The sequence below is a fragment of the Neorhizobium petrolearium genome (assembly GCF_029854435.1).
GTDB lineage: Bacteria > Pseudomonadota > Alphaproteobacteria > Rhizobiales > Rhizobiaceae > Neorhizobium > Neorhizobium petrolearium.
In genome coordinates, this window is record NZ_CP123000.1 from 3005674 (window position 1) to 3030835 (window position 25162).

Below are 25162 nucleotides of genomic sequence, written 5' to 3' on the forward strand. Positions count from 1 at the left end.
TTGCCAGAAATGAAAAGCCACCTTACCGTTCATGCAAACGAATGCGCGACCTGCCGGCCGCGCCAAGGGGATGACAATGACGTCCGAAAATCTCTCACGCGTGGTGCTGATCTCCGGCGCGGGCCGCGGCATCGGCCTCGCGATCGCTAACGAGCTTGCCGAACATGGCTACCGCCTCAGCCTCGGAGCCCGCGACGTCGGTACGCTCGAAGCCAAGTTGGGACCGGAGAGCGAACGCTTTCACTATGCGCGGTTCGATGCCTACGATCCGGCAACATCGGAAGCCTGGGTGGCGGCGGCTGTCGCGAAATTCGGAAGAATCGATGCCCTGGTCAACAATGCCGGCCTCGGCGAGCGCGTTTCGCTCATGGACGACAACGACGAGGCGCTCGACCGGCTTTGGGCGGTCAACGTCAAGGCGCCACTGCGCATGACGCGGCTTTGCATGCCGCACCTTGAGGCTACCGGTGCGGGCCGCATAATCAACGTCGCCTCGATGTCCGGAAAGCGGGTCAGGAACGCCTTCGTCGGCTACAACATGACAAAGTTCGCGGTGATGGGCCTCACTCATACGACGCGCCACGTCGCCTGGGAAAAAGGTGTGCGGGCAACCGCCATATGCCCGAGCTTCGTGCGCACGGAAATGAGTTCCTACACGAACAAGGTGACACCCGACCAGATGATCCAGCCGGAAACGCTGGCCTCTCTCGTCCGCACAGCGATCGAGCTTCCCAACAATGCAGCCATGGCCGAGATGCTGGTAAACTGCCGGCTCGAAGACATGCTTTGATCGGCGTCCTCGGGAAAAAGCCATGTCACGTATTATTCCTGATGCAGTCTCTTCCACGCAGACCCTGCCGGCAAAGGTGGATGTCGTCATCATCGGCGGCGGCATTGTCGGGGTTTCGACGGCCCTGGAGCTTGCGGAGCGCGGCGTTTCGGTCGCCCTTTGTGAAAAAGGCCTGATCGCCGGCGAGCAGTCAGGCCGCAATTGGGGCTGGGTGCGTCAAATGGGCCGCGATCCATCCGAACTGCCGCTCGCCATCGAAAGCCTTTCGCTGTGGAAAGGCATGAACAATCGCGTCGGCGAAGAAACAGGTTTCCGGCAGACGGGTATTGCTTATCTTTGTCGTAATGCGCGCCAGGAAGCGGAATACGAGGCCTGGCTGGTGCATGCACGCAACTTCGGCCTCGATTCCCGGTTGCTTCGCACTGAAGAACTGCGCCAGCATCTTCCCGGCGTGACCGGACGTTTCACCGCCGCGCTGCACACGTCCACCGACGGCCGGGCGGAACCGTTCAAGGCCGCTCCGGCCGTCGCCCGCGGCGCCATCCGCGCCGGCGCCCATGTGCTGACGGGCTGTGCCGTTCGCGCTGTCGAGCGCTCCGCAGGACGCGTCAGCGGCGTGATCACCGAGCGGGGGCGCATTGCCTGCTCCTCCGTCATTCTGGCAGGTGGCGCCTGGTCGCGGCTCTTCAGCGGCAATATGGGTATTGATTTTCCACAGCTGAAGATCCTCGGCTCGGTGGCACGCGCGACCGCGGTGGAGGGGGTGCCGGATATGCCGGTCGGGGCGGATAATTTCTCCTTCCGCAAACGGCTCGACGGTAGTTTCTCGATTGCAATGCGCAACGCCAATATCGCACCAATCGTCCCGGACAGCTTCCGTCTCTTTGCCGACTTCGTACCCACGCTGATCAAGAGCTGGCGAGAGCTGAAATTGCGCGTCGGCAACCGCTTCATTCAGGAATGGCGAACCCCACGTTCCTGGGCCTCGGACGAGGTTTCGCCCTTCGAGCAGGTGCGTATCCTCGATCCCGTGCCTTTCGAGCGCTTCAACCGCGAGGGCCTTGCTCATCTGGTAAAGGCTTTCCCTGCTTTCGCAAACAGCCGCATAACGCAGAGCTGGGCCGGTCTCATCGACGTCACCCCCGACGCGGTCCCGGTCATCGGTCCGGCCGGCGGCGTTCCCGGCTTCTTCATTGCCAGCGGCTTCTCCGGACACGGGTTCGGTATCGGGCCCGGCGCCGGAAAGCTGATGGCCGACATCGTCACCGGCGCTGAGCCCTGTGTCGATCCGGCTCCTTTCCGCTTCGATCGATTCAAGAAGACCAAGGCGGCCTGATCCGTTCCTGAATAACCTTGGCCAAAGAGGGTGAAGAAATGGCATTGAGAATTGGCGTAGACTCCGGAGGCACGTTTACCGACGTCTGCCTCTTTGACGAGGAGACCGGCAAGCTCGACATCTGGAAGGTACCGTCAACGCCGGACGACCCTTCCCGCGGCATCTCCAATGGCGTGTCGGAAGGACTTGCGACCGTCGGCAGCACGGCAGCACATGTGGCTTTCCTCGGTCATGGAACCACAGTCGCGACCAACGCTCTCATCGAACTTAAGGGTGTCGAGACGGGGCTTATCACCACCGACGGGTTCCGCGACCTGCTGGAAATCGGTCGCCAGAAGCGCCCGAGCCTTTACGATATGAATGCCGAGAAGCCGGAAATCCTGGTGAGCCGCGACCGCCGGCAGGAGGTTCCCGAACGCCTCAAGAGTGACGGTTCGACGGACCGGTCGCTGGACGAAGAAAAGCTCCGGGCCGCCATCCACAAGCTCGCGGGCGAAGACGTCAAGGCAATCGCCGTTTGCTTCCTTTACGGCTTCTTGAACACCGCACATGAGCGTCGGGTCGTCGAAATCCTTCGCGAGGAAATGCCCGATGTGTTCGTCAGCGCTTCGCATGAGGTGGCTCCGGAGTTCCGCGAATACGAGCGCATGTCCACGACGGTCGTCAACGCCTATCTCGGCCCTGTCATGCAGCGATATATCGACAGGCTCAAGCTGCGACTGACCGAACTTGGCGTACCGGTCGCTCCGCAGCTGACGCAATCGAACGGCGGCGTCATTGGTTTCGACATGGCGGCGCAGCTTCCGGTCCGTACCGTCCTCTCCGGCCCGAGCACAGGCGTCGTCGCCGCGCAGGCTGTTGGAGGAATGGCCGGCTTCGACAACATCATCACCTTCGACGTCGGCGGAACGTCAAGCGACGTGGCCCTTCTCCAGGGCGGTGTCTGCAAACTGACCGGCGAGGCGAACGTCCATGGCTATCCGATCAAGGCGCCCATGCTCGACATCCATACGGTCGGAGCAGGCGGCGGTTCGATCGCATTTGTCGACAGCGGTGGATTGTTGAAAGTCGGCCCGCGTTCGGCGGGCGCCGACCCAGGCCCGGTCTGCTACGGACGCGGAAACACAGAAGCGACCGTCACCGATGCCAACATCGTGCTCCAAACCCTCAATCCGGTCGAAATCCTCGGCGGACGGATGAAAGTCAGGCGCGATCTCGCGATCGAGGCCGTGCAACGGCTTGCCGATCAGTTGGGTCTCGGACTGATGGAGACGGCGCAGGGCATCATCTCAGTCGTCACAGCCAACATGGCAAAGGCCATACGCCTGATCAGCGTGCAGCGTGGCCACGACCCGCGCGACTATGCGCTGATGGCCTTCGGTGGCGCGGGTCCGCTGCATGCTGCCCGGCTCGCCAAGGAGCTCGACATGAGCCGTATCATCGTGCCGCTTACCCCGGGCACGCTTTGCGCACTCGGCCTGCTTCTGACCGACCTGCGTTCCGACTTCGCCATCTCCCGCCTCATGAAAGTGGATCAAAACGCGGTCGAACCGATGATTAGCGGCTTCGAAACGCTTGAAGCCCAGGCCGAAGCCTGGTTCGGGCAGGAAGGCATCGAGCCCGGCCGCCGCGTCGTTAACCGGACTGCCGACATGCGTTATGTTGGCCAGAATTACGAACTGCAGGTTTCGGTGCCTGCCGGCACGGTCGGCGGGGATACCCTTCAAGCTTTGGTCAAAGGCTTCGAACAGGCGCATCTGCAACGTTTTGGCTTCATCGCCGAAGGTGAGGCGATCCAGATCGTGACCTTGCGGCTCGAGGCCGCCGGCATCGTCAACAAGGCCCGGTTCGCTCCGCGGCCGGACGCCGGGCCGGCATGCGATGCGGCCGTCATCGGATCGCGCCAGGTCTATATGGACGAGGCCAAGGACTTCCTGCCCTGCCCGGTCTACGCGCGCGAGAAGCTGAAACCCGGCAACCGCATCGACGGACCGGCGGTCGTCGAACAGATGGATACCACCACCGTCATCCTTCCAGATATGCAGGCGACGGTCGATCCCTACCTCAACCTCATTCTGGAGACCCGGGCATGACCAAGATCGACCCGATTACGGTAGAAGTCATCGGCAGCGCGCTCACATCGATCGTGGAGGAGATGGGCGAAGCGCTGGTTCGTGCCAGCTATTCAACCAACATCAAGGAACGTCGCGATTGCTCGACCGCACTCTTCGACCGGCACGGCAACACCCTGTGCCAGGCAGAGCATATCCCGATGCATCTTGGCAGCTTCATCGGCATCATTCCGCATATCAACAAGCGTTATGCGGCAAAGGACATCAAGCCGGGTGACGTCTTCATCGGAAACGATGCCTACGAGGGTGGCGCGACCCACCTGCCCGATATTGTTCTGGCCGAGCCCATCTTCCATGGCGATACCATGGTCGGATGGGCCGTCAACACGGCCCATCACGCCGACTTCGCCGATCGCGGCCATGCGCATATATACCAGGAAGGGCTGCGCATTCCTCCGGTGCGGCTCTATCGTGAGGGCGAGCTGCAGCAGGATCTGCAGGACATGTTCCTGTTGAACTGTCAGGTTCCCCATGAGCGGCTTTCGGACTTGCGCGCTCAAATGTCGGCCAACCGGCTCTGCGTCCAGCGCATGCAGGACCTTTGCACGAAATATGGAGCAGACAAGGTTCTGGCTGCCGGCGATGCCCTGCAGGATTATGCCGAGCGCAAAATGCGGGCCGGCATCGCCGCCATTCCCGACGGCACCTACAGCTTCACTGACTATTTCGACAGCAACCAGTTCTCCGACGTGATGGAATTAAAGGTGGACATCACCGTCAAGGGGGACGCGATGCATCTTGCTTTCGACGCTCCACCACAAGTGCCCGCCGGTCTGAACGTCATCTATACTGCGCTGCTCGCCACCTCCTACTACGCGGTCAAGGCCGTCATTGATCCCACCATCCTGCCGAACGCCGGCCTGTCCCGCCCGATTACCGTCGAGGCGCCGCACGGCTCGCTGCTCAATTGCAGACATCCGGCGGCAGTCGATGGGCGTATTGCAGCCTGCCAGCGGGTTGCCGACCTCGTCCAGGGTGCTCTGGCCAAGGCGCTGCCCGGCAAGGTCACGGCGGCTGGCAACGGTGCCTGCACTGGCGCGCTCTTTACCGGCACGCGCGAGGACGGCTCGCTTTGGGTCTATCTCGAGACGATCGGCGGTGGAGGCGGCGCACGGCCGACGGCCGACGGGCTGAGCGGCGTCCACGTTCATATGACGAACACGTCCAATTTGCCGGTCGAAGCGCTCGAGCTGGAATACCCGCTGACGCTACTGCGTTATGAGCTCGTCAATGGTTCGGCAGGCGCCGGCACCTGGCGTGGCGGCATGGGCCTGAGACGCGTCTACCGCATTGAAGCCGATTGCCGCTTCAGCGTCGAGGGTGGCCGGCTTGCGGTCTATCCCTGGGGCCTTGAAGGTGGCTTGCAGGCAACTGGTTCTCATTTCGATTTCGGCAACGGCCAGCAAAACCTGCCGGGTACGGTGCAGCTGAGAACCGGACAGGTAGTCGAACTGGTGACACCTGGCGGTGGCGGCTACGGTTCGCCTTCCGGCCGATCCCTGGAAGCAATCCGCCGCGATATCAAGGAAGAACGCATCACGCCCGAATTCGCCGAACGCGTCTACGGCCATGGCGCCGAACAGAAAATCTATCGGGCAGCAACCGCCTGATCGTCCAATCCCACTTGAAAGGAAGGATCTCATCCGTGGTAAAAGTAACGAAAGTCAAATCCGGTAGCCTCTATGAGGAAAAGGAAAGCTATTCACGCGTCGTTGCAGTCGATAACTGGGTCTTTGTTTCCAATACGGCCGGCCGTAACTACAAGACCCGGGAGATGTCGCCCGACCCGGTCGAACAGGCCAAGCAGTGCTTTCATAACATCGAGGGCGCGCTTGCATCTGTCGGTGCTACGCTGGCCGATGTCGTCCGTTCGCGGGTCGTCATTCCGAATGTTGCGGATGCTCCCTCGGTGATGGCCTTTGTCGGAGAAAAATTCCGCGGCATCGATCCCTGCAGTACCGTGACTTGCCCACCACTCGGCGGTCCGGATTTCCGCGTCGAAATCGAAGTAACCGCCTACAAGGGTGTCGGCGCCGCCGGTTCCGAATACATCAACATCAGCCTGTGATCATCACTTCGTCCGGCCGCCCGACAATCCGGGCGGTCGGCCGAATGGAAGCGGACATGGACTGGCTCCTGCTTCCAGTTTCGCGGCTGTTTCTATAAGGTCTGGCCGGTTTGACGAAGAGAAAGGGCTTGCTGTTGACTGAGACGGAAACACCGCAAACGGAAGACTTTTTGCCCGCCGAGCGGCGCGAGAAAATCATGGAATGGTTTTCGTCCAATCAAGTAGCCTCGAGCCAGGACCTCGCCAAGCGGCTCAACACTTCCATCTCGACGATCCGCCGCGATCTCGATTTCCTTGCACAGCAGGGCGTTGTGCGAAGGACGCATGGCGGAGCCGTGCGTGTTCGCCGCAGCACGACATTCGAGCAGCTTGTCGACGAGGCCCGCCAGACTGCCGTGGAAGAAAAGCGCGCCATCGCCGTCGCCGCGGCGAAGCTCCTTCAGCCTGAACAGAGCATCTTTATCGATTCCCGCTCGACCCTGCATCAGTTCGCCTATGTCGTCGCCGAACTGACGACACCGTTGACTGTAGTGACGAACGATGTTCACGTCGCGGACGTGCTGGTCAACAAGCCTCATATCAAGCTTGTCGTGCCCGGCGGAATCTGTCGCCCTGGCGCTTATTCCCTGCTGGGGGAAACGGCAATCAACTTCGTTCGGGAACTGCGGTGCGATCATCTTTTCCTGTCTTCGCAGGCCATTGATACGGAATGCGCCAGCGATACGTCACTGGAGTTAGTGCAACTTCAGCGTGCCATGATCGATTCCTCCGTGGAAACGACGCTCTTGATCGACAGCAGCCGTTTCGGAAGCAGGGCGATCTATCGGACGACCCCCATCGAAAGGATCAACCGCATCATTACCGATGAGGGCCTCAATCACGATGAACGGGCGAAATTTGCTTCTGTCGTCGCAGACTTGGTGATTGCGCCCTATGTCGACGCGATTCAGGAGGAACCGGAGTGACGTGTCAAAAAGCTCCCGGAAAATGCTCAATTCGTTTTGAGCAATGATTCTGATCGCCAGTGACCATTTCAAAATCGAAAAGCCAGCCGGCAAGCTCGAAGGCGAGCATCACGATCGTCGATATCGCAAAGCTTGCAGGCGTTAACCCCTCGACTGTCAGCCGTGCCCTCTCGGGATCGTCGGCCGTGACGGCGCAAACGCGTGCGCGAATTACAGATATCGCGCAGGAAAACGGATATGTCGCAAACCACAACGCGCGCATGCTTCGGTCCCGGCGCGCCAATCAGATCCTTGTCATCGTTCCCAATATCGCCGCCTTCTCCCATCCCGAAGTCATCCTCGGCATCGAAGAAGCTCTCGAGGAACACAATATCGGTGTCATTGTCGGAAGTACGAAAGACAATGAAGAACGGGAACTTGCCCTCGCCCGGCAACTTATAACGGGTGCCGCTGACGGCCTTATCCTTTTGAACGGACGCCTCCCATCCGAACTGGGGGAGCTTCCGCAATACAATCGGAGGATCGTCGCGATATCGCGACCGGTCTTGAGCCCCGGAATTGCGTTCATTGGCATCGACAATCAGCAGGCGGCACAGGAAGCGACGCTGTATTTCGTGTCCATCGGACGCAAACGTATCCTGCATATGGGAGGGCCGGAACAAAGCCCGATTTTCGCCGCGCGTGCGCAAGGGTATCGGAATGCGATGAGGCAAGCGGGGCTTGACGGCATTATCGACCTCCAGCATCTGCCTGCTTTCAACATGGTTGCTGGCCGCCAGGCCATGCGTGACATTCTCAACAGGCGTCAGTTGCCCGATGCCATCCTGTGCGCCAGCGACGAGCTTGCCTTCGGAGCCATCCAGGTAGCCAGGGAACTGGGGATCAGCGTACCGCAGCAAATTGCATTCATCGGCTTCGACAACCACCCCGTCGGCGAAGCTTTCAGCCCACCGCTAACCACCATTTCGGTGCCGCGCCGGCGCATGGGTTTTCTCGGAGCTCAGACACTCCTGCAGTCGATTCAGGACGATCGCCCGATCTCCGACTTCCAGCTCCTACCCTATGAATTTCTCGTGAGAGCAAGCTGCGGGGGGAGCAGCTGGTAAGTTGCTGACAGAAGAAATCAGCCTCTGCGACTTTCAAGTTTTGGAAAAACCAGCTGCAAAAAATGGCGCTGGACCACATATTTCTACAAGTAAAGTCTTTTCCACATTTTCAGCGTTGCGGAGTTCAAATCGGCAACGACTCAAACAATTCTTTATACCATTGATTTTAAATGCAAATCTTCGGAAATGGGAGAGGCCGCAACGCTGGTTTTTGGCCCTCTATTCCTGTCTTCTGCCATCTCGGTTGCTCCGAAACCGTGGATCGTCCCTGATGCGGACAAACACCCGGTGGGAAGTACAAAAATCGTGTCATAAGGCTATCGGCGGTTCAGTTTGTGAAACGCTTCTAACCGTATCACTCAAAGGTAGCCTGAGTCTGATCTGACGTTTGTACAATTAAATAAGGAATGGAATGCCCAGCCGAACGCTCCAATGCCAGAGGTGCGAGTAGAGGGGAAAACGTTCAGCTTCAATTTATACTCAATTCTTAAAAGCATTTAGCCAAGGAGGGAAAAGGGGCTTTCTAACTTTCGCGGCTGCAAAGCCTGGCGGCTCGGCTATCCAAATTCTTGATCTCTTTAGCCATTAGCGGTCAGCGCCTCGGCCAGCAGGACGCTGAACTCACCATGCTGAGCGTCACACATGAGCCGCGGGATGTCGGGTTTTGCGCTCCCTTTCCCGGCCATCTACTTCTTCCGGTTCTTTGGGCCAGGAGCGTCCAGCGCCGAGCGAATATCAGTCAGGCCGAAATCGTTGCCGATATAGAGCAACGGGGCCGAATGCTGTTTTGCCAGCGCGTAGGCGAAGCAATCAGCAAAGTTCAGTCCGCCGCGCATGCCGAATCCCTGGCCGTATTCGATCCTCGCCTTCATCGCCGCGCGGGCCAGACGATCATCGACCGGGGCGATGTCGATGCCGAGCGTGGTAAGAAACTCGTCCAGAATTCCAATAGCCTTCGACCGCCTCGCCCCAGTGAGACGACCAGCCAGAACCGTACCCGTCTCCACATAATTGACAGCGGAAATCAGCCGGGCAGACGCACCTTCGAGCCCCTTGGTGCAATCGGGGCCTTCCGGCTCATCGAACAGAATGGCGACGATGGCAGAACTGTCCACCACCATCATTTCGGCAAGCCCAACTGCTCAGGCGTGTCTCCAACGGCTTCATCCCATTCTTCCTTGGTGACGGGACGACGGTCGAACAGATGGGCACGCTTACGCACGAAAGCCTCAACGCGGGCCGTATAGTCACCCTGCGCCTCCCGCTCGGCACGCAGCCGCTCCAGCCGTTCGCGCATGGCCTTGGTGATGGCATCGGTCATGGTCTCACCGGTAAGGCGGGACAACTCACGCGCCAGCCTGTCAGCTTCCTCGGTCTTGATGCTGAGGCCCATGGCACCGCTCCTTTCTAGATCGCGCTTCTAGATAGCATATGGACAGCCTGAGTTCAAATGTAAAAACCCGCTTCCATGCTGCCTTATTCATATTCATCAGCGGTTGATTTGCCTCCTCTGCATCGACCTTCCTATCGCGTGCGCTGTTATCGTTGGCGGCACGCATGGCTTTCGCGTAATCCTCGCGCGCCATGCGCCTGCCGATCAGCCGGGCAATGGACAGCACCACCGCATCCAACTGCTCGGACGCCCCCGCCTGGCTCTACCGAAGGCCGAGACGAGACAGATCGAGGCCGACAAACAGGCGGCCTGAGCCAGGGCCATTGGCAAGCGGCGCCAAGCGCCATCGCCTGGCGCCGCAAAAGGAGCTTATCCCGTCAAAGTGAATTGGAAAGGAGACGAACCATGAGTGTCCGTGATCTGATTCCCTGGGACGACAACGGCGGCAGCCGGGTTCCCAGTTTTTTCCGTGATGATGATCGCGATCCGTTTCTGTCGCTGCATCGTGAGGTGAACCGGCTATTCGACGCCGCCTTCCGTGGTTTTGGTTCCGGTCTGCCGGCTTTTGGACGACCCTCCGCGTTCGGCGGTGCCTGGGCGAGCGTGGAGATCTCAGACAATGACAAAGAGATCAAGGTGTCGGCCGAGGTTCCTGGCCTTGAGCAGAAGGATATAGAGGTCCTGCTCAATGACGGCGTGCCGACGTTGGAAGGAGAAAAGCGTTCCGAGGTGGAAGACAAGGACCGTCAGTTTTCCGAACGCTATTACGGTCGCTTCGAGCGCCGCATCCCGCTAGGCTCTGAGATCAAGGAGGACAAGGTGGATGCCCGCTTCAAGAATGGGGTGCTGACCGTAACCTTGCCGAAGAGCGATAAGGCGCAATCCGAGCTGTACGAATGTGATGCCCATCATTGAGTCGACGGTCAAAGCAGACACCGCATCCGACGTCGTCACCGACGCATATTTCTCCAGCAGCGGCCATTCTTGAGGCCAAGACTGTGCCCCGATCGTCATTTCCTCTCGCGGACGTATCGGCTTCAGCCATGTCATCCTCTAAAGCAGACTGCGAAAGTCGTCACGAATGCCACAGTTGCCGTCCTCATCGTGAAATAGGAAGTCTCCACGCGAAGCATCAGTGCAAGGATGATCCGGCCTTACCCGCAAAATCATCGCCCAGCTCCCGAATATCAGCAAACGGAGCTTTTCCAGAACTCTTCCCCTTCCCCAGCGTTTAGCAGGCGATACCAAACGCCGAAGGACAGGACATGACTGAAGACAAGAAGGCGCAGGAAGCCGTCGAGCACGCCGACAAATCGACCGAGATCTCAAAGCAGCCGGCGGCTGGACCACATGCCAAAGACCGTCTGACGGATCGAGACAAGACGCCAGGAACAGGCTCGCTTCCAGACCCCGATTCGAAAGAAACGGATGCCGGTCCCGATTGAACCGGAGGCATGAGCAGATCGCTGCTCACCTAAGAAGAAAGGCAAGATGAACAACGGCTTTGGCTGCGACGCCTTGGCGCTTGCCGTCATCATGCCGTATCGCTAACACCATCAGACACAGGACCGGGAAGACGGCATGGCGGGCGAAACCATCACACTTTATGAAGCGATCGGCGGTGAGGCGACGGTGCGCGCCCTGGTGAAGCGCTTTTATGAACTGATGGATACGCTGCCGGAAGCAGCCCGTTGCCGTGCCATCCATCCGCCGAGCCTTAAAGGCAGCGAGGCGAAGCTTTACGATTATCTCACCGGTTATCTCGGGGGCCCTCCGGTCTATGTGGAAAAACATGGCCATCCGAGGCTGCGCGCCCGCCATTTCGCCGCGGCAATCGGCCCTCAGGAGCGCGACGAATGGATGCTCTGCTTCCGCCGTGCGATGGACGAGACGATCGACAACGAAAAGCTGCGCGAGATTATCTGGCCACCGGTCGAGCGCCTGGCCCTCCACATGCAGAACCGGGAATAGGCCGATGGAAAGACTCGACAATCTGCGGCCGTTGATTCTTTTTGTGAGCGGCATGATGGGAGCCATGGGCGTCGCCCTGGCGGCAGCGGCAAGCCACGCAGGCGACACGCTGCTTCTGGGTTCCGCCTCCACCATGTGCCTGGCGCACGCACCGGTCCTGTTGTCGCTTTATCTTGGCCAGAAATTCTTTCGTACCGCCACAATTGCCGCACTGGTTCTGGGATTGGGAACGGTCATTTTCGCCGGCGATCTCGTCTCCCGGCATTTTCTTGGCGACCGGCTGTTTGTGATGGCAGCGCCAACCGGCGGAACGACGATGATCCTCGGCTGGCTACTTGTGGCAGCCGGAGCGTTCTTCCGCCAACGTCACGTTTGACCATTGTTCCCTGGAACCCACCTATTTAGGTGGGTTGTCGCCGACCTGGATTGGGCGTTTAGGACGTACGGCGAACCTGCGTCTGACGGAGGTGTATGCGTAATCGGTAGCACAAGGGTACGCAAATCCGTGCTCAGTTCGCCTGCGGCAGACGCTTTCGCGTCCTCAATGTCGTCGATGACGTGACGCGCGAATGCCTGGCGGCGATCCCGGACACCTCGATCTCCGGCCGTCTTGTCGCCCGCGAACTGACGACGCTGATCGAGCGGCGTGGCAAGCCCGGAATGATTGTCTCCGATAACGGCACCGAACTCACCTCGAATGCCATCCTTGCCTGGCCGAAGGATCACAAGGTCGAGTGGCATTACATCGTGCCGGTAAAGCCAATGCAGAACGCCTATGTCGAGAGTTTCAACGGGCGCATGCGCGATGAGCTACTCAACGAGAGTCTGTTCTTCGGCCTCGATTACGCCCGGAGCGCCATCGCGCAATGGGCGGACGATGATAATCATTTCCGGCCGCACTCATCCCTCGGATATCAGACCCCGGCAGGCTACGCCCGGACTTGCCCGCTCGATCACGTCGAAACCATCGAGCCCCCAGGCATAACCCAGCCAGCCCTGGTAAAGCCCGCCGAGCCTCGTCTTGCGGGCAGAACTGCAGGAAAACGCGATCTTCGGCTCCAGGCCGCGGAAGGCAGGCACGTCGATGCCGATCTTCTGGGTGAAGAAGCCGTTGCCACCACTCGCCGGCCCCTGTTCGGCTGCATGAGCAACCGCGCCGAACATGCCATCCAGGACCGCCGCCCCCGTCACACCACCCGACAAAACGCAAAGCGATACCGTGGCGGCCAAAGCCGCAAACCTTACCCGACTATGTCGCATGAGCCCCCTCGACGCGAATCAGAACGCAATCAAAACACAACCCATCCTAGAAGATCCCGCCCCCAACATCGCAACCCCAAAAATCAGGGGGTCATCAAAATATTATAAACCGCAACAGCTTATGGGACCCACGCCGACAGCCACAAGTTGTTGTCACTCCGAGACAATATAGCCATCGTCCTTTCCGATCGCCTTCGCGCCCGACTAACCCTAGTCGTGCGAACTTTGGCCGCTGTCGTTCCGCGCTGAACGCTGCTTTATCCAGCGTTCGATTTCACCGCTTCAAACCGCCACGAGCCGCCAACCTTGAAGCCGGGTATCTTCCCCTCACTTGACGAGTTTGCAGGCTGTCTTCTCATTGATTTTGAGAAGCGTTGCGATCTTACGAACAGTGAGAATCTCGCTCATCCCACCCCCTCAGCCAGCAGTGATGGAGGATTGAGAAAATCAAAGTGAGTTGGGGAGAAAAAAGGAACTAAGGAGATAATTACGCAAACTATCTCGCATCCTCCGCCGCTTTTTCCATCGACCACTGCACGCGCTCGGCCAGAAAGCCCGCAAACGGGCGAACGTCCATATCGACGCTGGCCCGCTCAAGACCGGCGAGATACCGGTCACGATCCTCCACCGGCACAACCGTCCAGGCGTAGCCGCCCGACGCCAGCATCGCGTTCATTAAGAATCGCGCGATACGTCCGTTGCCATCAGGATAAGGGTGGACGTAGCCGATAAGCCAATGCCCCAGCACTGCGCGCACGGTAGGTTCGGTCTCCTTCTCCAGCAGATCAAAGAGCGCATCCATGCCCTCCGGCACCGCCTCTGCGCGCGGCGGCGCATGCCATGATCCGCGCAAGTAAACCGAATGATTGCGATACCCGGCAAGGGCGCTTGGCTTGAGAATGCCCGCGGCCACGGACGGACCGAAAAGTTCGCGATACCAATCCCGGTGCTGCTCGTGTACGAGCGCACCAGGAGGCGTGCCATCGAGAATAGCGGCCACGGAATCCTTCACTTTCTGGAAGGCCTGCCAGTAGCCGCGCGCGGCGAGCGCATCGCGGCTTTGCCTATCCTTTTCATCGATCTCAGGGGTCCATCCACCTTGCCGCACACGGTCGATGAGTTCGGGCGTTACGCTATAGCCTTCGATCGAGAGCGAGTGGTAAGCATCACTTTGGTAGATGTCTTCCACGAACTTCATGTAGCTGCTTTTGTCTGCGGGCAGCCTTGGCGCTTTGGGAAATATTTCCATGACAGGCGTGCGCTGGCTTTCCCAGATGGCGTTAAGCCGGGCCACGATGGGTGGCACGCCGGTGATGATGGCGGGCACATATGGCTGCTCGGCAAAAGGATCGCTTTCGCGAACGTCGTAGTCTGCGCTTTTCATGGTTTTGACGATCTCATCCGCAAAGCCGGTGCGGCCCACGCGGCGGAATGCCCCGGCGATGCGCCCCGCGACGGCGGAATGCCCGCCATCAAGCAACCGGCCCAGGATACCGGACACGTCACGCACGGCTGCCAGCACGACCTGTGCTTCGATGGGTGTGCGCCGAAAGAAGCCTTCCGGCACTTTGACGAGAGCTGCATCCGGCGCGTAGACACGCAGGCCATTTTTCTCCGCCATGTCTTCGGGCGCAGGCATCTCCTTGACCTTGAGATCATAAAGCGAGATGCCGAAGAGAAGTTGCAGATAGTTATTGGTTCCTTTGGGGCTGTTGACGATGACCTGCGGCGGGATCGCGGTCGCTTCCGCGTGCAGCAGGAGCGACTGCTCCGGTGACAGGAACCAGTTGTTCCCGAACCGGTCGTGGCAATAGCGCGCACAGAACTCCCAGAAGGACGCATACCAGGGTGTCGTGTCCCCCGGCAGGGCCTGCGGCCCCGTCGACATAAGCCAACCCTTGATGACATCGCGCAGGAACCCGTGCTGCAAGAGCCGCTCACGATGGGCACGGCTAAACTCGCTGGATTTAAAGATTCGCTGCCCCCCACTTTGCAGCTCCTGCAAGACGCCCAGGGAGTTGGCGAGCTTTTCGTTCGGTGCGGCCATTGCTTCATACCAAGTTTTTTATGCTGCGCGACTACAAGTATATGATGCAACTCAAAACAAGTCAAACATGTCGCGCCATTGCAAGTATTTAATGCCGAGAAATCGCACGTGAATTATGTCGTGACGCTTATCTGGCATCAAGGGCTCGGCAGATATGGCGGATGCAGGAACATGCCCTCACGCTCAGTGTCAGCGGATCGTCCGCCCGCTCTTGGCTGCGCAGATAGGCTTTCAAAAGCATGCCCAGTGTTCACTGGTCGCTGAATTCCGCCACGCCTTTGCGATTCAGTTCAATGTAACGCCGACCGAGCGCTGAGAATTCGGCCTCATTTTGCGTGATTGCTAATGAATGTCGCAGATGCATCACGATCTGGGGTCTGAGTAGCAATGGAACAGAAAACCTACATAAGGATTTTAAGGTTCTTCGTCCGGATCGGCGGTTTCGGATCGCGTAGCGGCCTGAGTTCGCCTCTGGCCACGAATTCGGGTTTCCATCCGGTTGCCGCGTCGGCGTCATCCGTCGGACGGCGGATTCTCCGTGGCATTGCGGAACATGCGCACGAGCGTGCGGCGCAGCTTCTGCCGCTGCTCGAACTGGGCGCTCATGCCCGGGTCTGCCACGGCGTCGCAGGTCCCGGGGAACGGGCTCCGCTCCAGCTCCTCCACGCAGCGGGCGGGCCAGCTCGCCGATGCCGCGATCGCTCGACGGTACCTATCGCGCGCTTTGGTGCACAGCGCTGGCGTGTCGTCGGTGCAGCCCATCGCATAGGCCAGATAGGCGATATAGTCGCGTTGCCATGCCGCGTCCGAAAGCCCCATGTCGTCAGCAGTGGGGAGGCTTTCGGCCAGGATCTCGCAGCCGTTTCCATCGATGAACGGTTCGGTATTATGCAGGAAGCAGGAGCGTGACAGGGGCCGGAACGCCAGATCGACCTGCGGCTTCGCTGTCAGACCATTGCGATAGATGATGCCCAGATATTTGCAGGCATAGGGGCCTATCCCGGCATCATCGGAGTCGCAGACCAGGGTCATCCGATCCTTCGCGATGCCGTAGTTCCGACGGGCGGGATCGAGGAAATAGATTTTGCCGGCCTCGTAACAGCCGCCCATCTGAAAACCGGCCGCGCAGGAGCGTTCATAATTTGCCAGGGCAGCGGCAGCATCGTTCCGCTTTTCGGCCGCGACACCGGCGCTCCAGCAACTGTCGACGTTGCTATCCTTGACGCAGGCTGGCGGGGATGGGTCTTGCGTCGAAGGCTGCGCGTGGACAGCTCCGCTGCTTGAAGCGATCACCATCACCAAAGCAAGCAGTAACGATCTCATTTTTCTCTCGGACGATGGCACGGTTTGATCGCCGTGCTACCGGAATTATTGCTTGTGATCGCTTTATACAGGAAATGATCTGGCCGAATCACAAATCTCCCAGCGCTGTCGATCCTTCTATGGCCGATTTCAAAGAATGAGGCAACGGGTGGAGAGGCAGCTGGCACACCCCAGCCGATGCAGAGATGGCGTCGGCAATCATGCACCAAGTTCGATTGACACGATTGATAGCACGTCAGCAAAGATAAGGCCGGCGCACTCTGATCGATAGGAGGATTGCAAGGTCTACTCATCATCAGCACGCCAGTGCCAGACTTTGGCGTCGAATCGACGACTCGACCGCGTCCAACGGCTCCTATACAGGAGCCCGCTGCCGGAGTACCGGCAGAATCAACAAGGCTGAGGTAGCGATGGGACCGATCGAACAACTTCGAGATGCAATCGCTGCGAGCAAAGTTATGCTCGGCCCGCAGATTGGCGACGGTTTTATCTTCGGTACGGCGCGCCTTTTGGCAACTGGCGCTCATGTCAACGTCAACGTGGACCCTGAACTGGAAGACAGGTCGGGAATAGATGCCGGAGCGCTCGTCGCTGCCATCGAACGGGTTCTTGAGGTGAGCCCTCAAGTTTGGCGGCGGATCATCGATGGCATCGCCGAAGAGATCGAGGGCGCTGTCGGTGGCGAGAATGTGATCGAGACCACGGATCTGCGTGACGATTTGGCCGTTCGTTCAGTGGTCGTTTTTGCTGACGCCACTCTCCTATCCTTTGCGGCCCCGATGCAGTTTCCTGACAGTTGGATCCGCGTGCAATTGGACGAGGACTTCGAGGTGGAGGATGTCTCCATCGATCCGAAAGATGAGGATTGAGACCATTGAATCCGCTACGGAGCATCATCTGAGGCTACAAAGCCGGAGTTCCACCTATGCTCAGGGGATCGAGGTGCTGACGGATGTCGACGCCGCGCTGGCGCTGATCGCGTCTCAGTTCAGCGGGTTGTGGCGTGCGTAATGGGGATTCGGCTTAATGACTCCCACGTTCGGTGTGGTCATCGTCCCACTCGGTCAGTGCGCGGCAGGCAGACTCATAGTCGCCCGTTTGCTGCGCCTGCTTTTGTAGACGCGCAATCAAGGCACGTTCTTCGTCAACCGTCGGCATTTCACCTGGTGCCCATGCCCGACCGGCGGCCAGATCCCGTTTTACGCGGGCTTCGAACTCTGCCTGATCGCAGCCGGAGGTGAATAGTATCGATGCCAGCATGGGTAATGGCCGATACGCGGCATAGGCTAGCCCGGCAAGCAGGCCAGCGAATAGATACAGCTTGAGCTTTCTGCCCATTGCCATGCTCCTCATCTTGCGTCCGAGGTACTCCACAAGGGTTTCGGTTTCATATCTATGGTTCGGGCACTGTAAACTTAACGTCGATCGGGCGATTGAAGGCACTTCTACTTGGGGCTGTCGATCAAATCCGAGCGATCTGCGCCCACATGTCCATTGCTGCTGAACGAAGTTCGCGATGATGGTTGGAGGTCATGTCGTGGCGCGGGATGTGGAACAGGTTGGCAATCGGATCGTGGATTGAAACGAAGCGTTGCAAATGTCGTAGTGATTTGAACCGCTTCATGATCCTCTCTCGTCGTCGAATCGGCTGATGGGAATTTTCCGCCCGATTGTTCAACCCTTTGTGGGAACGATGCTCTACGCTTGGCATGATCTCTCGTCTTGCAGCGTCATAGGATCGAAGCTTGTCGGTGATCATCACCCTCGGCGCTCGACCTTTGCCCTTCAACAGCTTACGCATCAGGCGCTTGGCAGGCTTGGCATTGCGGCGGCTTTGTACCAGAGCATCCAGGACAAAACCATCTTGATCAACTGCGCGCCACAACCAGTGTTTCTGGCCGCTGATCGAAACGACGATCTCGTCGAGGTGCCATTTGTCGCCGAGCCGGCCGGCCGTGCGTCTGTGGATGTCGTTGGCGAAGGCGCGACCAAACTTCTCTGCCCAAAGCCGGACTGTCTGATGCGAGACGAAGATGCCGCGGGCGGCCAGCATGTCCTCGACCATTCGCAAGCTCAATGGGAAGCGGAAATAGAGCCATACGGCGTGGGCGATGATTTCGGCGGCAAAGCGATGGCGGTGATAAAGCGGATCACGGTCTGTCGTGGCCAAACATCGCACATCGCAATCCAAGTTCCGTTAACTTTACGATGCCAAAGCACTGTATGAAAGCGTGAGCAATCATTCTACTGACCAATGTTTAGATATAAAAATTGGTCATTAAAGCGACGGTTGCAGCAAGTGACCAAATTTTGTATATAATCTTCGGTCACACGGTAGGATAGTTATGCCGGATCCCACATCGGACACTCTGGAACGCATTCACCAAAGGATTGCCGGTGCGGCGCCTTCGGGCGTTTGGTCGCGTTCCGATTTTCTCGACATCGCAACGCCCAATGCCGTCGAAAAGGCCCTGCAGAGGTTGACCAATCGCGGCGACATCCGCCGCCCTCATCGTGGTCTTTACGACAAGCCAGCTATTAGCCAACTGACCGGCAAGATGGTGTTTCCGCCACGCGCCTCATTCATCGATGCCATCGCACGACGTGACAAGCTTCGTGTTTGCGTTGATGGCATGACGGCTGCCAATGATCTTGGTCTGACGACGGCCGTCCCCGCCAGGTCGACAATCTATGCGGACACATATCCCCGAACCATAGAGATCGAGGCCAATGCCGGCGATGCCGAGGCCACGAAGCCGGTTATCTACATCTTGGACTTCAAGCGCATTTCGGCGAAGACCGCTTTTTGGGCGGGCCGGCCGGCAATGCGAGTGATCCAGGCCCTCCATTGGTTTCGCGACGAGCGCTCCAATCTGGAGGCAGTTGTCGATGCTATCGTCCGCTACGTGGCACGAAGCCCCCACAGGCAGCCGATTGTCGAGGATCTGCGCGAAAACATCCACGCCATCCCAGCCTGGATGTACCAGGCTGTGGAGACCATAACCGCCGATCCGCCGCCCCCGGAGGAGGAAGGCACTCCGCTGGGCCACGACGGAAAGGATGAACATGCGCCAGGGTTTCGTTGATGTCCTTCGCTCAAGCGCTGACGAACAGAGAGCACTATTCTCCGCCGCTGCGTCCGATCTGGAGACGCGGGCCGAGAATATCGAGAAGGATCTCTACGTCTGCTGGGTGCTCGACTTCCTGTTCAACCGACGGAGGGACGGTGCTCTTGGCCTCTATTTTAAGGGCGGCACCAGCCTCAGCAAAGCATATGGCCTGATCCAGCGTTTTTCCGAAGACATTGACATCGGCATCTACAAGGCGGATCTAAAAGTTCCGCTCGAGGCCGGTATCGCAGCGCTCCCCTCCGTCAATCAGCAACAGAAGGCTCTGGCCGAGCAGGTGGACGAGGCTGCACGGCATTATATGTCCGGGCCGCTCAAGCGTTTGCTCGATGAGGAAATCGCCACGGTCGAGGGACAGATCGGACAAACGGGACATTTCTCGCTCGCCTTCGGGTACGGTCTCTACCGGAAGAAGGAGGCGCTCGACGTACTGGCTCTGGGATACAGAAGCGTCTTTGACACGAGCGGCGGCTATGTCGAGGCGGCGGTGCGAATCGAAGGCGGGGCACGCCCGGATCCGGTTCCGGCCGAGAAGCGAGAGATCATTCCATACGTTGCCTCGGAAATGCGAAAGGGCACTGACCTGACGGTCCAGAATGTAACGACCGTCAAGCCGGAGCGCACTTTTTGGGAGAAAGTTCTGATCCTTCACGCGATGACGGAGATGACGGAAAAACGAAGCATGCAGGATAGTCCTGAGCTGAAAGTTCCAGACCTCAATCGATACTCGCGCCACTACTACGATGTTCATCAAATTTGGACGAATCCCGACTACGGCAAGGCCATTGCATCGATGCTTGACCTCGCCGAGGCTTGCCGCCGGCATAAAGAGCTAATGTTTCGCGCACCGGACCATCGATATGATCGAGCCGTGCCCGGTAGTTTTCGGTTGGCGCCAACGCCCGAGATGCGCGAGAAACTAAGAGCCGACTACGCACGAATGTCTGCCATGATATTTGGAACGCCGCCTGAATTTGAGTCCGTCATGACAAGCATTCAGGAGCCGGAAACGCTTCTCAACACTGTCGCCGACAAACCCTTGCTTTGAAAAACCCGTTCGCCATGACGGGGAAGTCCGGGCGGTCCTCGTAATAGAACGTGATCCCCGCACCCGAATAGCTGATCGACTTGGCATAGCAGCCAGGCAGGTCCGGGCAGCTATAGCCGTAATTGACGACCTGCCCGTTGGTGTCCTTCACCTGGGTCAGAAGATAGCGGCCGTCGTGCTGCAGCTTGTAGTCCGTCGTGCCCGAGGCCGGGCTGGTGCCGGCAATCGCCATCACCGACTTGAACAGCGACACCGTCCCGTCCCGGTCCGTCACCGTCCAGGTGTTGGCCGCCGCATCGAAGCTCACCCGCTTGAAGTTCTCGTTCTCCGTCACATGCGTGCCGCCGGCCAAGCACGAGGCTGCCACCATGCCCTCGGCGCAGGCCACCAGTTCCTCGCCGTTCAGCAGATAGACGTCATTGGCATCGAAATAGGGATAGCCATAACCCGGACTTGCCCGTTCGATCACGTCGAAACCGTCCAGCCCCAAGGCATAGCCCAGCCAGCCCTGGTAAAGCCCGCCGAGCCTCGTCTTGCGGGCTGAACTGTAGGAAAGCGCGATCTTCGGCTCCAGGCCGCGGAAGGCAGGCACGTCGATGCCGATCTTCTGGGTGAAGAAGCCGTTGCCGCCGATCTCCGGCACCGATGGCCTTTCCGGCGCGTTGACCGCCGGTGCTTCCTGGCTGGTTGCCGCCGCCGCCATCGCCGTCATCGCCTGCGGTTCCGCAGCATCCTCGTCGGTCGCCTCGGCATCCGCCTTGTCAGCCTGCGGCTCTTCGCCTTCGCCGTCATCATCGGCCGGCTTGCCGAGCGCCGTGCCGTTTGTCTGACCCACCTCGTCCTGGCCGTCGACGCCCTTGCCGTTGACGCCTGAGCCCTGGCCGATCGCCTGGGCCCGGTCCACCGCCCGATCGTCGGAAGAAACGCCGGAGCCATCCGGCTGCACGACCTGACTGCCCGAAGCGCCGGCAGATCCACCCTGCCCCGCCTCCACGGAACTCCCGCCGAGACCACCGTTGCCGAAGCCACTCCCGCCACTGCCGAAGCCACCCCCCGTCGGCGTCTGGTCGGCGGCAAACGCAACACCGCCGAACATCCCATCCAGCAGCACCGCTCCCGTCACCCCACCCGACAAACGCAAAGCGATACCGTGGCGGCCAAAGCCGCAAACCTTACCCGACTATCTCGCATGAGCCCCCTCGACGCGAATCAGAACGTAATCAAAACACAACCCATCCTAGAATGCCCCGCCCCCAACACCGCACCCCCCAAAATCAGGGGGTCATCGAAATATCACAGGCGATAACAATTGCTGGCTATTCCCGGAGCGGTTCATATCCGCGCATCTGACGCGGAAATCGTTTCGAAAGATGGCCCCCGCGTTTGGCGAGCCAATCAGAAAAAAATGCCAAAGCCCCAGCTTGCGGCTACGGATCTCGGATAAATTTGCGTCGTCTATCAGTTAGGTCATAACCGTGGCATTCGGCGACCCGCTGCGGCCCGCGCTGTTTGCCGGGCAGGTCACCGTGATCTGACCGGTCGGAGGTCCGAAGGCGCCGCGGCACCATTGCTGCCATGATCTGAATAACGGGCATGTCCCGGCTGATTGGTGTCGGCTGGCGCATTTCACCAGGACGTGGATTGGCGGACAAGTCGAGTGGTTTTCAAACTGCGGGATCATCTTCTGCATCCTTTCGAGTGTCGCCATCACGGTTATTGGCTCGTCGACTTTTCGTCGGGCGATGGCAGCGTTTGGCTCTGCCTTCGCCGTGCACTGGACGAAACGATCGACAACGAAAAGCTGCGCGAGATTATCTGGCCACCGGTGGAGCGCCTGGCCCTACACATGCAGAACCGGGAATAGGCCGATGGAAAGACTCGACAATCTGCGTCCGTTGATTCTCTTTGTGAGCGACATGATGGGAGCCATGGGGGTCGCCCTGACGGCGGCGGCAAGCCACGCAGGCGACACGCTGTTTCTGGGTTCCGCCTCCACCATATGCCGGGAACGATCATTTTCGCCGGCGATCTCGTCTGCCGGCATTTTCTTGGTGACCGGCTGTTTGTGATGGCAGCGCCAACCGGCGGAACGACGATGATCCTCGGCTGGCTACTCGTGGCAGCCGGAGCGTTCTTCCGCCGACGTCACGTTTGACCATTGTTCCCTGGAACCCACCTATTTAGATGGGTTGTCGTCGACCGGATTGGGCGTTAGGGCGTGCGGCGAACCTGCGAAACGCGGCGTTCGTTGTGAAGCGCCAGGAAACGTTCGCGCACGATCCGGAACAGCCCAGGCGGAAGCATCCCATAGACGATGCTGGCGGAATCACCAGCAATCGCCGGCCGAAGATCGGGGCCAGACCATGAAAGGACCAGCGATCGGCTCTTCAGATCCCATGGGTCGCGCAAGTCAAATCAATGCGTTCTGAGCGCTCAGTTCCTTCCTGACCGATCTCACCTCCAAATGAGACGAAACGCTTAATGCCGCCATCACGCCGGCGGCTTGCCCCGTTGAAAAAGCGGTGCCCATCACCCTGGAGGAGCCATAGGCAAGCGCATCCGCCCCGGCTACTCTTCCCGCCAGGTAGAGGTTATCCAAATCGACTGCCTGCAAGGCGCCCGGTGGGATGTCCGCGAAGCCGCCGCCGCCAATGTCAATGAACCGGGCGCGCCCTGGCGCCTCATGGACTTCCATGGGCCATGCGGCACGGCCTATCCCATCATCGCGCCGCAGCCCCTGCTCCAATGCCTTGCCAGTTAAGTCCTCCCGGGATCTTGGCCGGCGGGTTTCGCGAATGCCGATTTGCGGTCCTGTGGCCACGATGAAAGCCTTCTCAAAACCGGGCAGTTGGCGCAGAAGATCAAGATTGCGCCACGCTTCCCGTCTCGCCTGCCGCTCCGCCGCGCCGAGGTCGGCTCCCGTCAATCCATCCGTGGCAAGGTCGATCGTCATCCACCAGTAATCCCCGGATATGGGCAGCCGAAACATGACGCCGCCGTCGCGACGATGGATTGGTGTCTGCTGCGACAGGTTATGGTTGGCGATCAGCTGCGCCATGCGCTCCCGGTCGAATGCGATTCCGGGGGCGACGCCGCCGATCCGGACCGGCATGGAGGCCGGCTGAACATGGCGACTGGTGAAACTGTCGACCGTCATGTCCACGCCGGACAGAGATGCAAGTGTCGCCTCGCCGCTTGCATCGACAAAGACATTGGCGCCAATTTCATAGCCTCCGGCATGATCTGTGACGGTGATCGACGTGATGCGGCCGTCGTCGACAGTCGCGCCGGTGACACAGCTGTGCAGCAAGATTGAGACACCGGCTTCCTCCAGCAGTCGATCGCCGGCAAACTTCACTGCTTCCGGATCAAGCAGAATAATCCTGTTGCCGCTCGGCGAAACGAAAGGAGAAATGTCCTGGCCGAGGCTCGCAAGGATATTCAAGAATTGCTCGCCGATGCCGCGGACGGCCACTACAGGCTGCGCTCCCTTCTGGAAGAAGCCGCAATAGGCCAGTACGAGGGAGTTTGCGGCGGCACCACCGAGGAAGCCATATCGCTCGATGAGAACAACTTTGGCACCTATTTTCGCGGCCGCAACCGCAGCGCTCATGCCCGCAGCGCCGCCGCCAACAACAACCACGTCGTATCGCGTATCCCGTGTGACAGTCATCTGGTGGGCTCTCCCCCGATGACGCCCATCGCCCTGCCAAGTGCAAGAAGCTGTGCCTTGGCCATCTCGTGTCCCAACTGGATCTTCAATCCGCGTTGGGCCGCCAGTTTCAGCAATGGGGTCTGCTCCGGACTGGTGACGACATCGGCAACCAATCCGCCTGGCGCCATAAGGCTCATGGCGCTTTCCGGCACCGGCAGGGGATCTGCGACACCCATCCCGCAAGGCGAGGCATTTACCAGGAGGTCAAACGTCTTTTGCGGAATGGAGCCGGCCTTCACGGTAAGATTGGGGAATAGGTCTGCAAGCCGGGCGGCAAGCGTTGCTGCCTGAGCCTCATTGATATCACTGATGAACAGTTCGGATAGACCCGCCTCAGCCAATGCGTGGGCGATCGCACGGCCTGCCGCGCCTGCCCCAACCAGCAGGGCGGATTTTCCGCAGGCGACGAAGCCATTGTCCTTTGCTGCCTGGATAAATCCCTCGCCATCCGTCATATCTCCGGACAACCGGCCGTCGGCGTGTCGCCGGACGACATTTATAGCCTCCAGGAATTGTGCACGTGGGGTCAGCTCATGGATCAGCCGGGCAACCGCGGTCTTGTGGGGGATGGTGACGACAAACCCATCGAGATTTTCCCATCCGCCAACCAACTTGATGAAGTCTTCGACCTGCTCTGACCGCAGGTCGATCGGGATCATCGCTCTGTCTTCGCCGGTGGTTGCGAAATAGGTGTTGAAGTTCACAGGGGATTTTACCTGCTTGATCGGCGTGCCGATCATCGCGACCAAACGGGTGGAACTGCCTATCATCATGGTAGCTTCCTCTTTTTTGGTTGCAGGATAGAAATCCTCAGCCATTGACGCCAATATGGAAACAGATGCACTTCATAAATCGGATTTATGAGCAGGAGTGCAGCGGG

General features: G+C 59.2%; 26 protein-coding genes and 2 pseudogenes. 18 read left to right on the forward strand and 10 right to left on the reverse strand.

Going from position 1 to position 25162, the window contains the following annotated elements; all coding sequences use genetic code 11:
• Window positions 1-76 precede the first annotated feature (76 nt).
• The 7 genes from QEO92_RS14925 to QEO92_RS14955 all read left to right on the forward strand — a co-directional run bounded on the left by QEO92_RS14925 (window position 77) and on the right by QEO92_RS14955 (window position 8397).
• A complete protein-coding gene (locus QEO92_RS14925; RefSeq protein ID WP_227703561.1) occupies window positions 77-790 on the forward strand; it encodes an SDR family NAD(P)-dependent oxidoreductase in 714 nt (237 codons plus the stop codon).
• 22 nt (window positions 791-812) lie between these two features.
• A complete protein-coding gene (locus QEO92_RS14930; protein ID WP_227703562.1) occupies window positions 813-2126 on the forward strand; it encodes an NAD(P)/FAD-dependent oxidoreductase in 1314 nt (437 codons plus the stop codon).
• Window positions 2127-2164: 38 nt separating this feature from the next.
• Complete coding sequence (locus tag QEO92_RS14935) at window positions 2165-4219, forward strand: hydantoinase/oxoprolinase family protein (protein ID WP_227703563.1); 2055 nt, start codon at window positions 2165-2167, stop codon at window positions 4217-4219.
• Entirely contained in the window at window positions 4216-5868 is a 1653-nt protein-coding gene (locus QEO92_RS14940; protein ID WP_227703564.1) for a hydantoinase B/oxoprolinase family protein, read from the forward strand. Before QEO92_RS14935 ends, QEO92_RS14940 begins: the two co-directional genes overlap by 4 nt.
• Before the next feature lie 35 nt (window positions 5869-5903).
• Window positions 5904-6326 (forward strand): RidA family protein, encoded by a 423-nt coding sequence (locus QEO92_RS14945; RefSeq protein ID WP_227703565.1) that lies wholly within the window; start codon window positions 5904-5906, stop codon window positions 6324-6326.
• A 197-nt stretch (window positions 6327-6523) separates the two neighbouring features.
• A complete protein-coding gene (locus QEO92_RS14950) occupies window positions 6524-7291 on the forward strand; it encodes a DeoR/GlpR family DNA-binding transcription regulator (RefSeq protein ID WP_227703566.1) in 768 nt (255 codons plus the stop codon).
• A gap of 59 nt (window positions 7292-7350) precedes the next feature.
• Window positions 7351-8397: a LacI family DNA-binding transcriptional regulator gene (locus QEO92_RS14955; protein ID WP_227703567.1), complete on the forward strand. Its 1047-nt coding sequence runs from the start codon at window positions 7351-7353 to the stop codon at window positions 8395-8397.
• A gap of 686 nt (window positions 8398-9083) precedes the next feature.
• Here QEO92_RS14955 and QEO92_RS14960 read toward each other — a convergent pair.
• Together QEO92_RS14960 and QEO92_RS14965 are read right to left on the reverse strand one after the other, a co-directional pair.
• Entirely contained in the window at window positions 9084-9518 is a 435-nt protein-coding gene (locus QEO92_RS14960; RefSeq protein WP_227705174.1) for a type II toxin-antitoxin system VapC family toxin, read from the reverse strand.
• The gene (locus tag QEO92_RS14965) at window positions 9518-9790 is read right to left on the reverse strand and encodes a type II toxin-antitoxin system VapB family antitoxin (protein WP_037149564.1); all 273 of its coding nucleotides are present in this window, start codon (window positions 9788-9790) and stop codon (window positions 9518-9520) included. The genes QEO92_RS14960 and QEO92_RS14965 overlap by 1 nt, the downstream gene beginning before the upstream one ends.
• Window positions 9791-10195: 405 nt before the next feature.
• Here QEO92_RS14965 and QEO92_RS14970 point away from each other — a divergent pair, with 405 nt between their 5' ends.
• The 5 genes and pseudogenes from QEO92_RS14970 to QEO92_RS14990 all read left to right on the forward strand — a co-directional run.
• Complete coding sequence (locus QEO92_RS14970; protein WP_227703568.1) at window positions 10196-10705, forward strand: Hsp20/alpha crystallin family protein; 510 nt, start codon at window positions 10196-10198, stop codon at window positions 10703-10705.
• Window positions 10706-11055: 350 nt separating this feature from the next.
• Complete coding sequence (locus QEO92_RS14975) at window positions 11056-11235, forward strand: hypothetical protein (protein ID WP_037149559.1); 180 nt, start codon at window positions 11056-11058, stop codon at window positions 11233-11235.
• Between the two features lie 136 nt (window positions 11236-11371).
• On the forward strand, window positions 11372-11761 hold the full coding sequence (locus tag QEO92_RS14980) for a group II truncated hemoglobin (protein WP_227703569.1): 390 nt from the start codon (window positions 11372-11374) through the stop codon (window positions 11759-11761).
• A gap of 4 nt (window positions 11762-11765) precedes the next feature.
• Window positions 11766-12137 carry a DUF423 domain-containing protein gene (locus tag QEO92_RS14985; protein ID WP_210057866.1) on the forward strand — a complete coding sequence of 124 codons (372 nt, stop codon included), beginning with the start codon at window positions 11766-11768 and terminating at the stop codon, window positions 12135-12137.
• A gap of 125 nt (window positions 12138-12262) precedes the next feature.
• Window positions 12263-12703: pseudogene (locus tag QEO92_RS14990) on the forward strand (integrase core domain-containing protein); the annotation flags it as partial.
• Here QEO92_RS14990 and QEO92_RS14995 read toward each other — a convergent pair.
• The 3 genes from QEO92_RS14995 to QEO92_RS15005 all read right to left on the reverse strand — a co-directional run bounded on the left by QEO92_RS14995 (window position 12662) and on the right by QEO92_RS15005 (window position 16391).
• Complete coding sequence (locus tag QEO92_RS14995; protein WP_227703570.1) at window positions 12662-13021, reverse strand: hypothetical protein; 360 nt, start codon at window positions 13019-13021, stop codon at window positions 12662-12664. The pseudogene QEO92_RS14990 and the gene QEO92_RS14995 sit on opposite strands and share 42 nt — an antisense overlap.
• 496 nt (window positions 13022-13517) lie before the next feature.
• Window positions 13518-15068, reverse strand: coding sequence for a Fic family protein (locus tag QEO92_RS15000; protein ID WP_227703571.1), 1551 nt, complete (start codon window positions 15066-15068; stop codon window positions 13518-13520).
• A gap of 513 nt (window positions 15069-15581) precedes the next feature.
• On the reverse strand, window positions 15582-16391 hold the full coding sequence (locus QEO92_RS15005) for a hypothetical protein (RefSeq protein ID WP_152601096.1): 810 nt from the start codon (window positions 16389-16391) through the stop codon (window positions 15582-15584).
• Between the two features lie 410 nt (window positions 16392-16801).
• Between QEO92_RS15005 and QEO92_RS15010 the strand changes: the two genes are divergently transcribed.
• Both QEO92_RS15010 and QEO92_RS15015 read left to right on the forward strand, forming a co-directional pair.
• Complete coding sequence (locus QEO92_RS15010) at window positions 16802-17260, forward strand: hypothetical protein (protein ID WP_227703572.1); 459 nt, start codon at window positions 16802-16804, stop codon at window positions 17258-17260.
• Window positions 17250-17402 carry a hypothetical protein gene (locus tag QEO92_RS15015; protein WP_161784754.1) on the forward strand — a complete coding sequence of 51 codons (153 nt, stop codon included), beginning with the start codon at window positions 17250-17252 and terminating at the stop codon, window positions 17400-17402. Before QEO92_RS15010 ends, QEO92_RS15015 begins: the two co-directional genes overlap by 11 nt.
• A gap of 12 nt (window positions 17403-17414) precedes the next feature.
• Here QEO92_RS15015 and QEO92_RS15020 read toward each other — a convergent pair whose 3' ends face one another.
• Both QEO92_RS15020 and QEO92_RS15025 read right to left on the reverse strand, forming a co-directional pair.
• The gene (locus tag QEO92_RS15020) at window positions 17415-17729 is read right to left on the reverse strand and encodes a hypothetical protein (RefSeq protein WP_037149545.1); all 315 of its coding nucleotides are present in this window, start codon (window positions 17727-17729) and stop codon (window positions 17415-17417) included.
• Between the two features lie 124 nt (window positions 17730-17853).
• Entirely contained in the window at window positions 17854-18561 is a 708-nt protein-coding gene (locus QEO92_RS15025; protein WP_227705175.1) for an IS6 family transposase, read from the reverse strand.
• A 175-nt stretch (window positions 18562-18736) separates the two neighbouring features.
• Between QEO92_RS15025 and QEO92_RS15030 the strand changes: the two genes are divergently transcribed.
• On the forward strand, window positions 18737-19477 hold the full coding sequence (locus QEO92_RS15030) for a DUF6088 family protein (protein WP_037149540.1): 741 nt from the start codon (window positions 18737-18739) through the stop codon (window positions 19475-19477).
• Window positions 19458-20567: a nucleotidyl transferase AbiEii/AbiGii toxin family protein gene (locus QEO92_RS15035; protein ID WP_227705176.1), complete on the forward strand. Its 1110-nt coding sequence runs from the start codon at window positions 19458-19460 to the stop codon at window positions 20565-20567. Before QEO92_RS15030 ends, QEO92_RS15035 begins: the two co-directional genes overlap by 20 nt.
• On the opposite strand, the gene QEO92_RS15040 is transcribed toward QEO92_RS15035, so the two are convergent.
• Window positions 20536-21708 (reverse strand): hypothetical protein, encoded by a 1173-nt coding sequence (locus QEO92_RS15040; protein ID WP_227705274.1) that lies wholly within the window; start codon window positions 21706-21708, stop codon window positions 20536-20538. The genes QEO92_RS15035 and QEO92_RS15040 overlap by 32 nt on opposite strands.
• A 612-nt stretch (window positions 21709-22320) precedes the next feature.
• Here QEO92_RS15040 and QEO92_RS15045 point away from each other — a divergent pair.
• Window positions 22321-22431 (forward strand): annotated as a pseudogene (locus QEO92_RS15045) (globin); the annotation flags it as partial.
• A gap of 4 nt (window positions 22432-22435) precedes the next feature.
• A complete protein-coding gene (locus QEO92_RS15050) occupies window positions 22436-22636 on the forward strand; it encodes a hypothetical protein (protein WP_407721354.1) in 201 nt (66 codons plus the stop codon).
• A gap of 341 nt (window positions 22637-22977) precedes the next feature.
• On the opposite strand, the gene QEO92_RS15055 is transcribed toward QEO92_RS15050, so the two are convergent.
• Both QEO92_RS15055 and QEO92_RS15060 read right to left on the reverse strand, forming a co-directional pair.
• A complete protein-coding gene (locus QEO92_RS15055; protein WP_227703573.1) occupies window positions 22978-24240 on the reverse strand; it encodes an FAD-dependent oxidoreductase in 1263 nt (420 codons plus the stop codon).
• On the reverse strand, window positions 24237-25055 hold the full coding sequence (locus QEO92_RS15060) for a shikimate dehydrogenase family protein (RefSeq protein ID WP_227703574.1): 819 nt from the start codon (window positions 25053-25055) through the stop codon (window positions 24237-24239). Before QEO92_RS15060 ends, QEO92_RS15055 begins: the two co-directional genes overlap by 4 nt.
• Window positions 25056-25162: the final 107 nt, after the last annotated feature.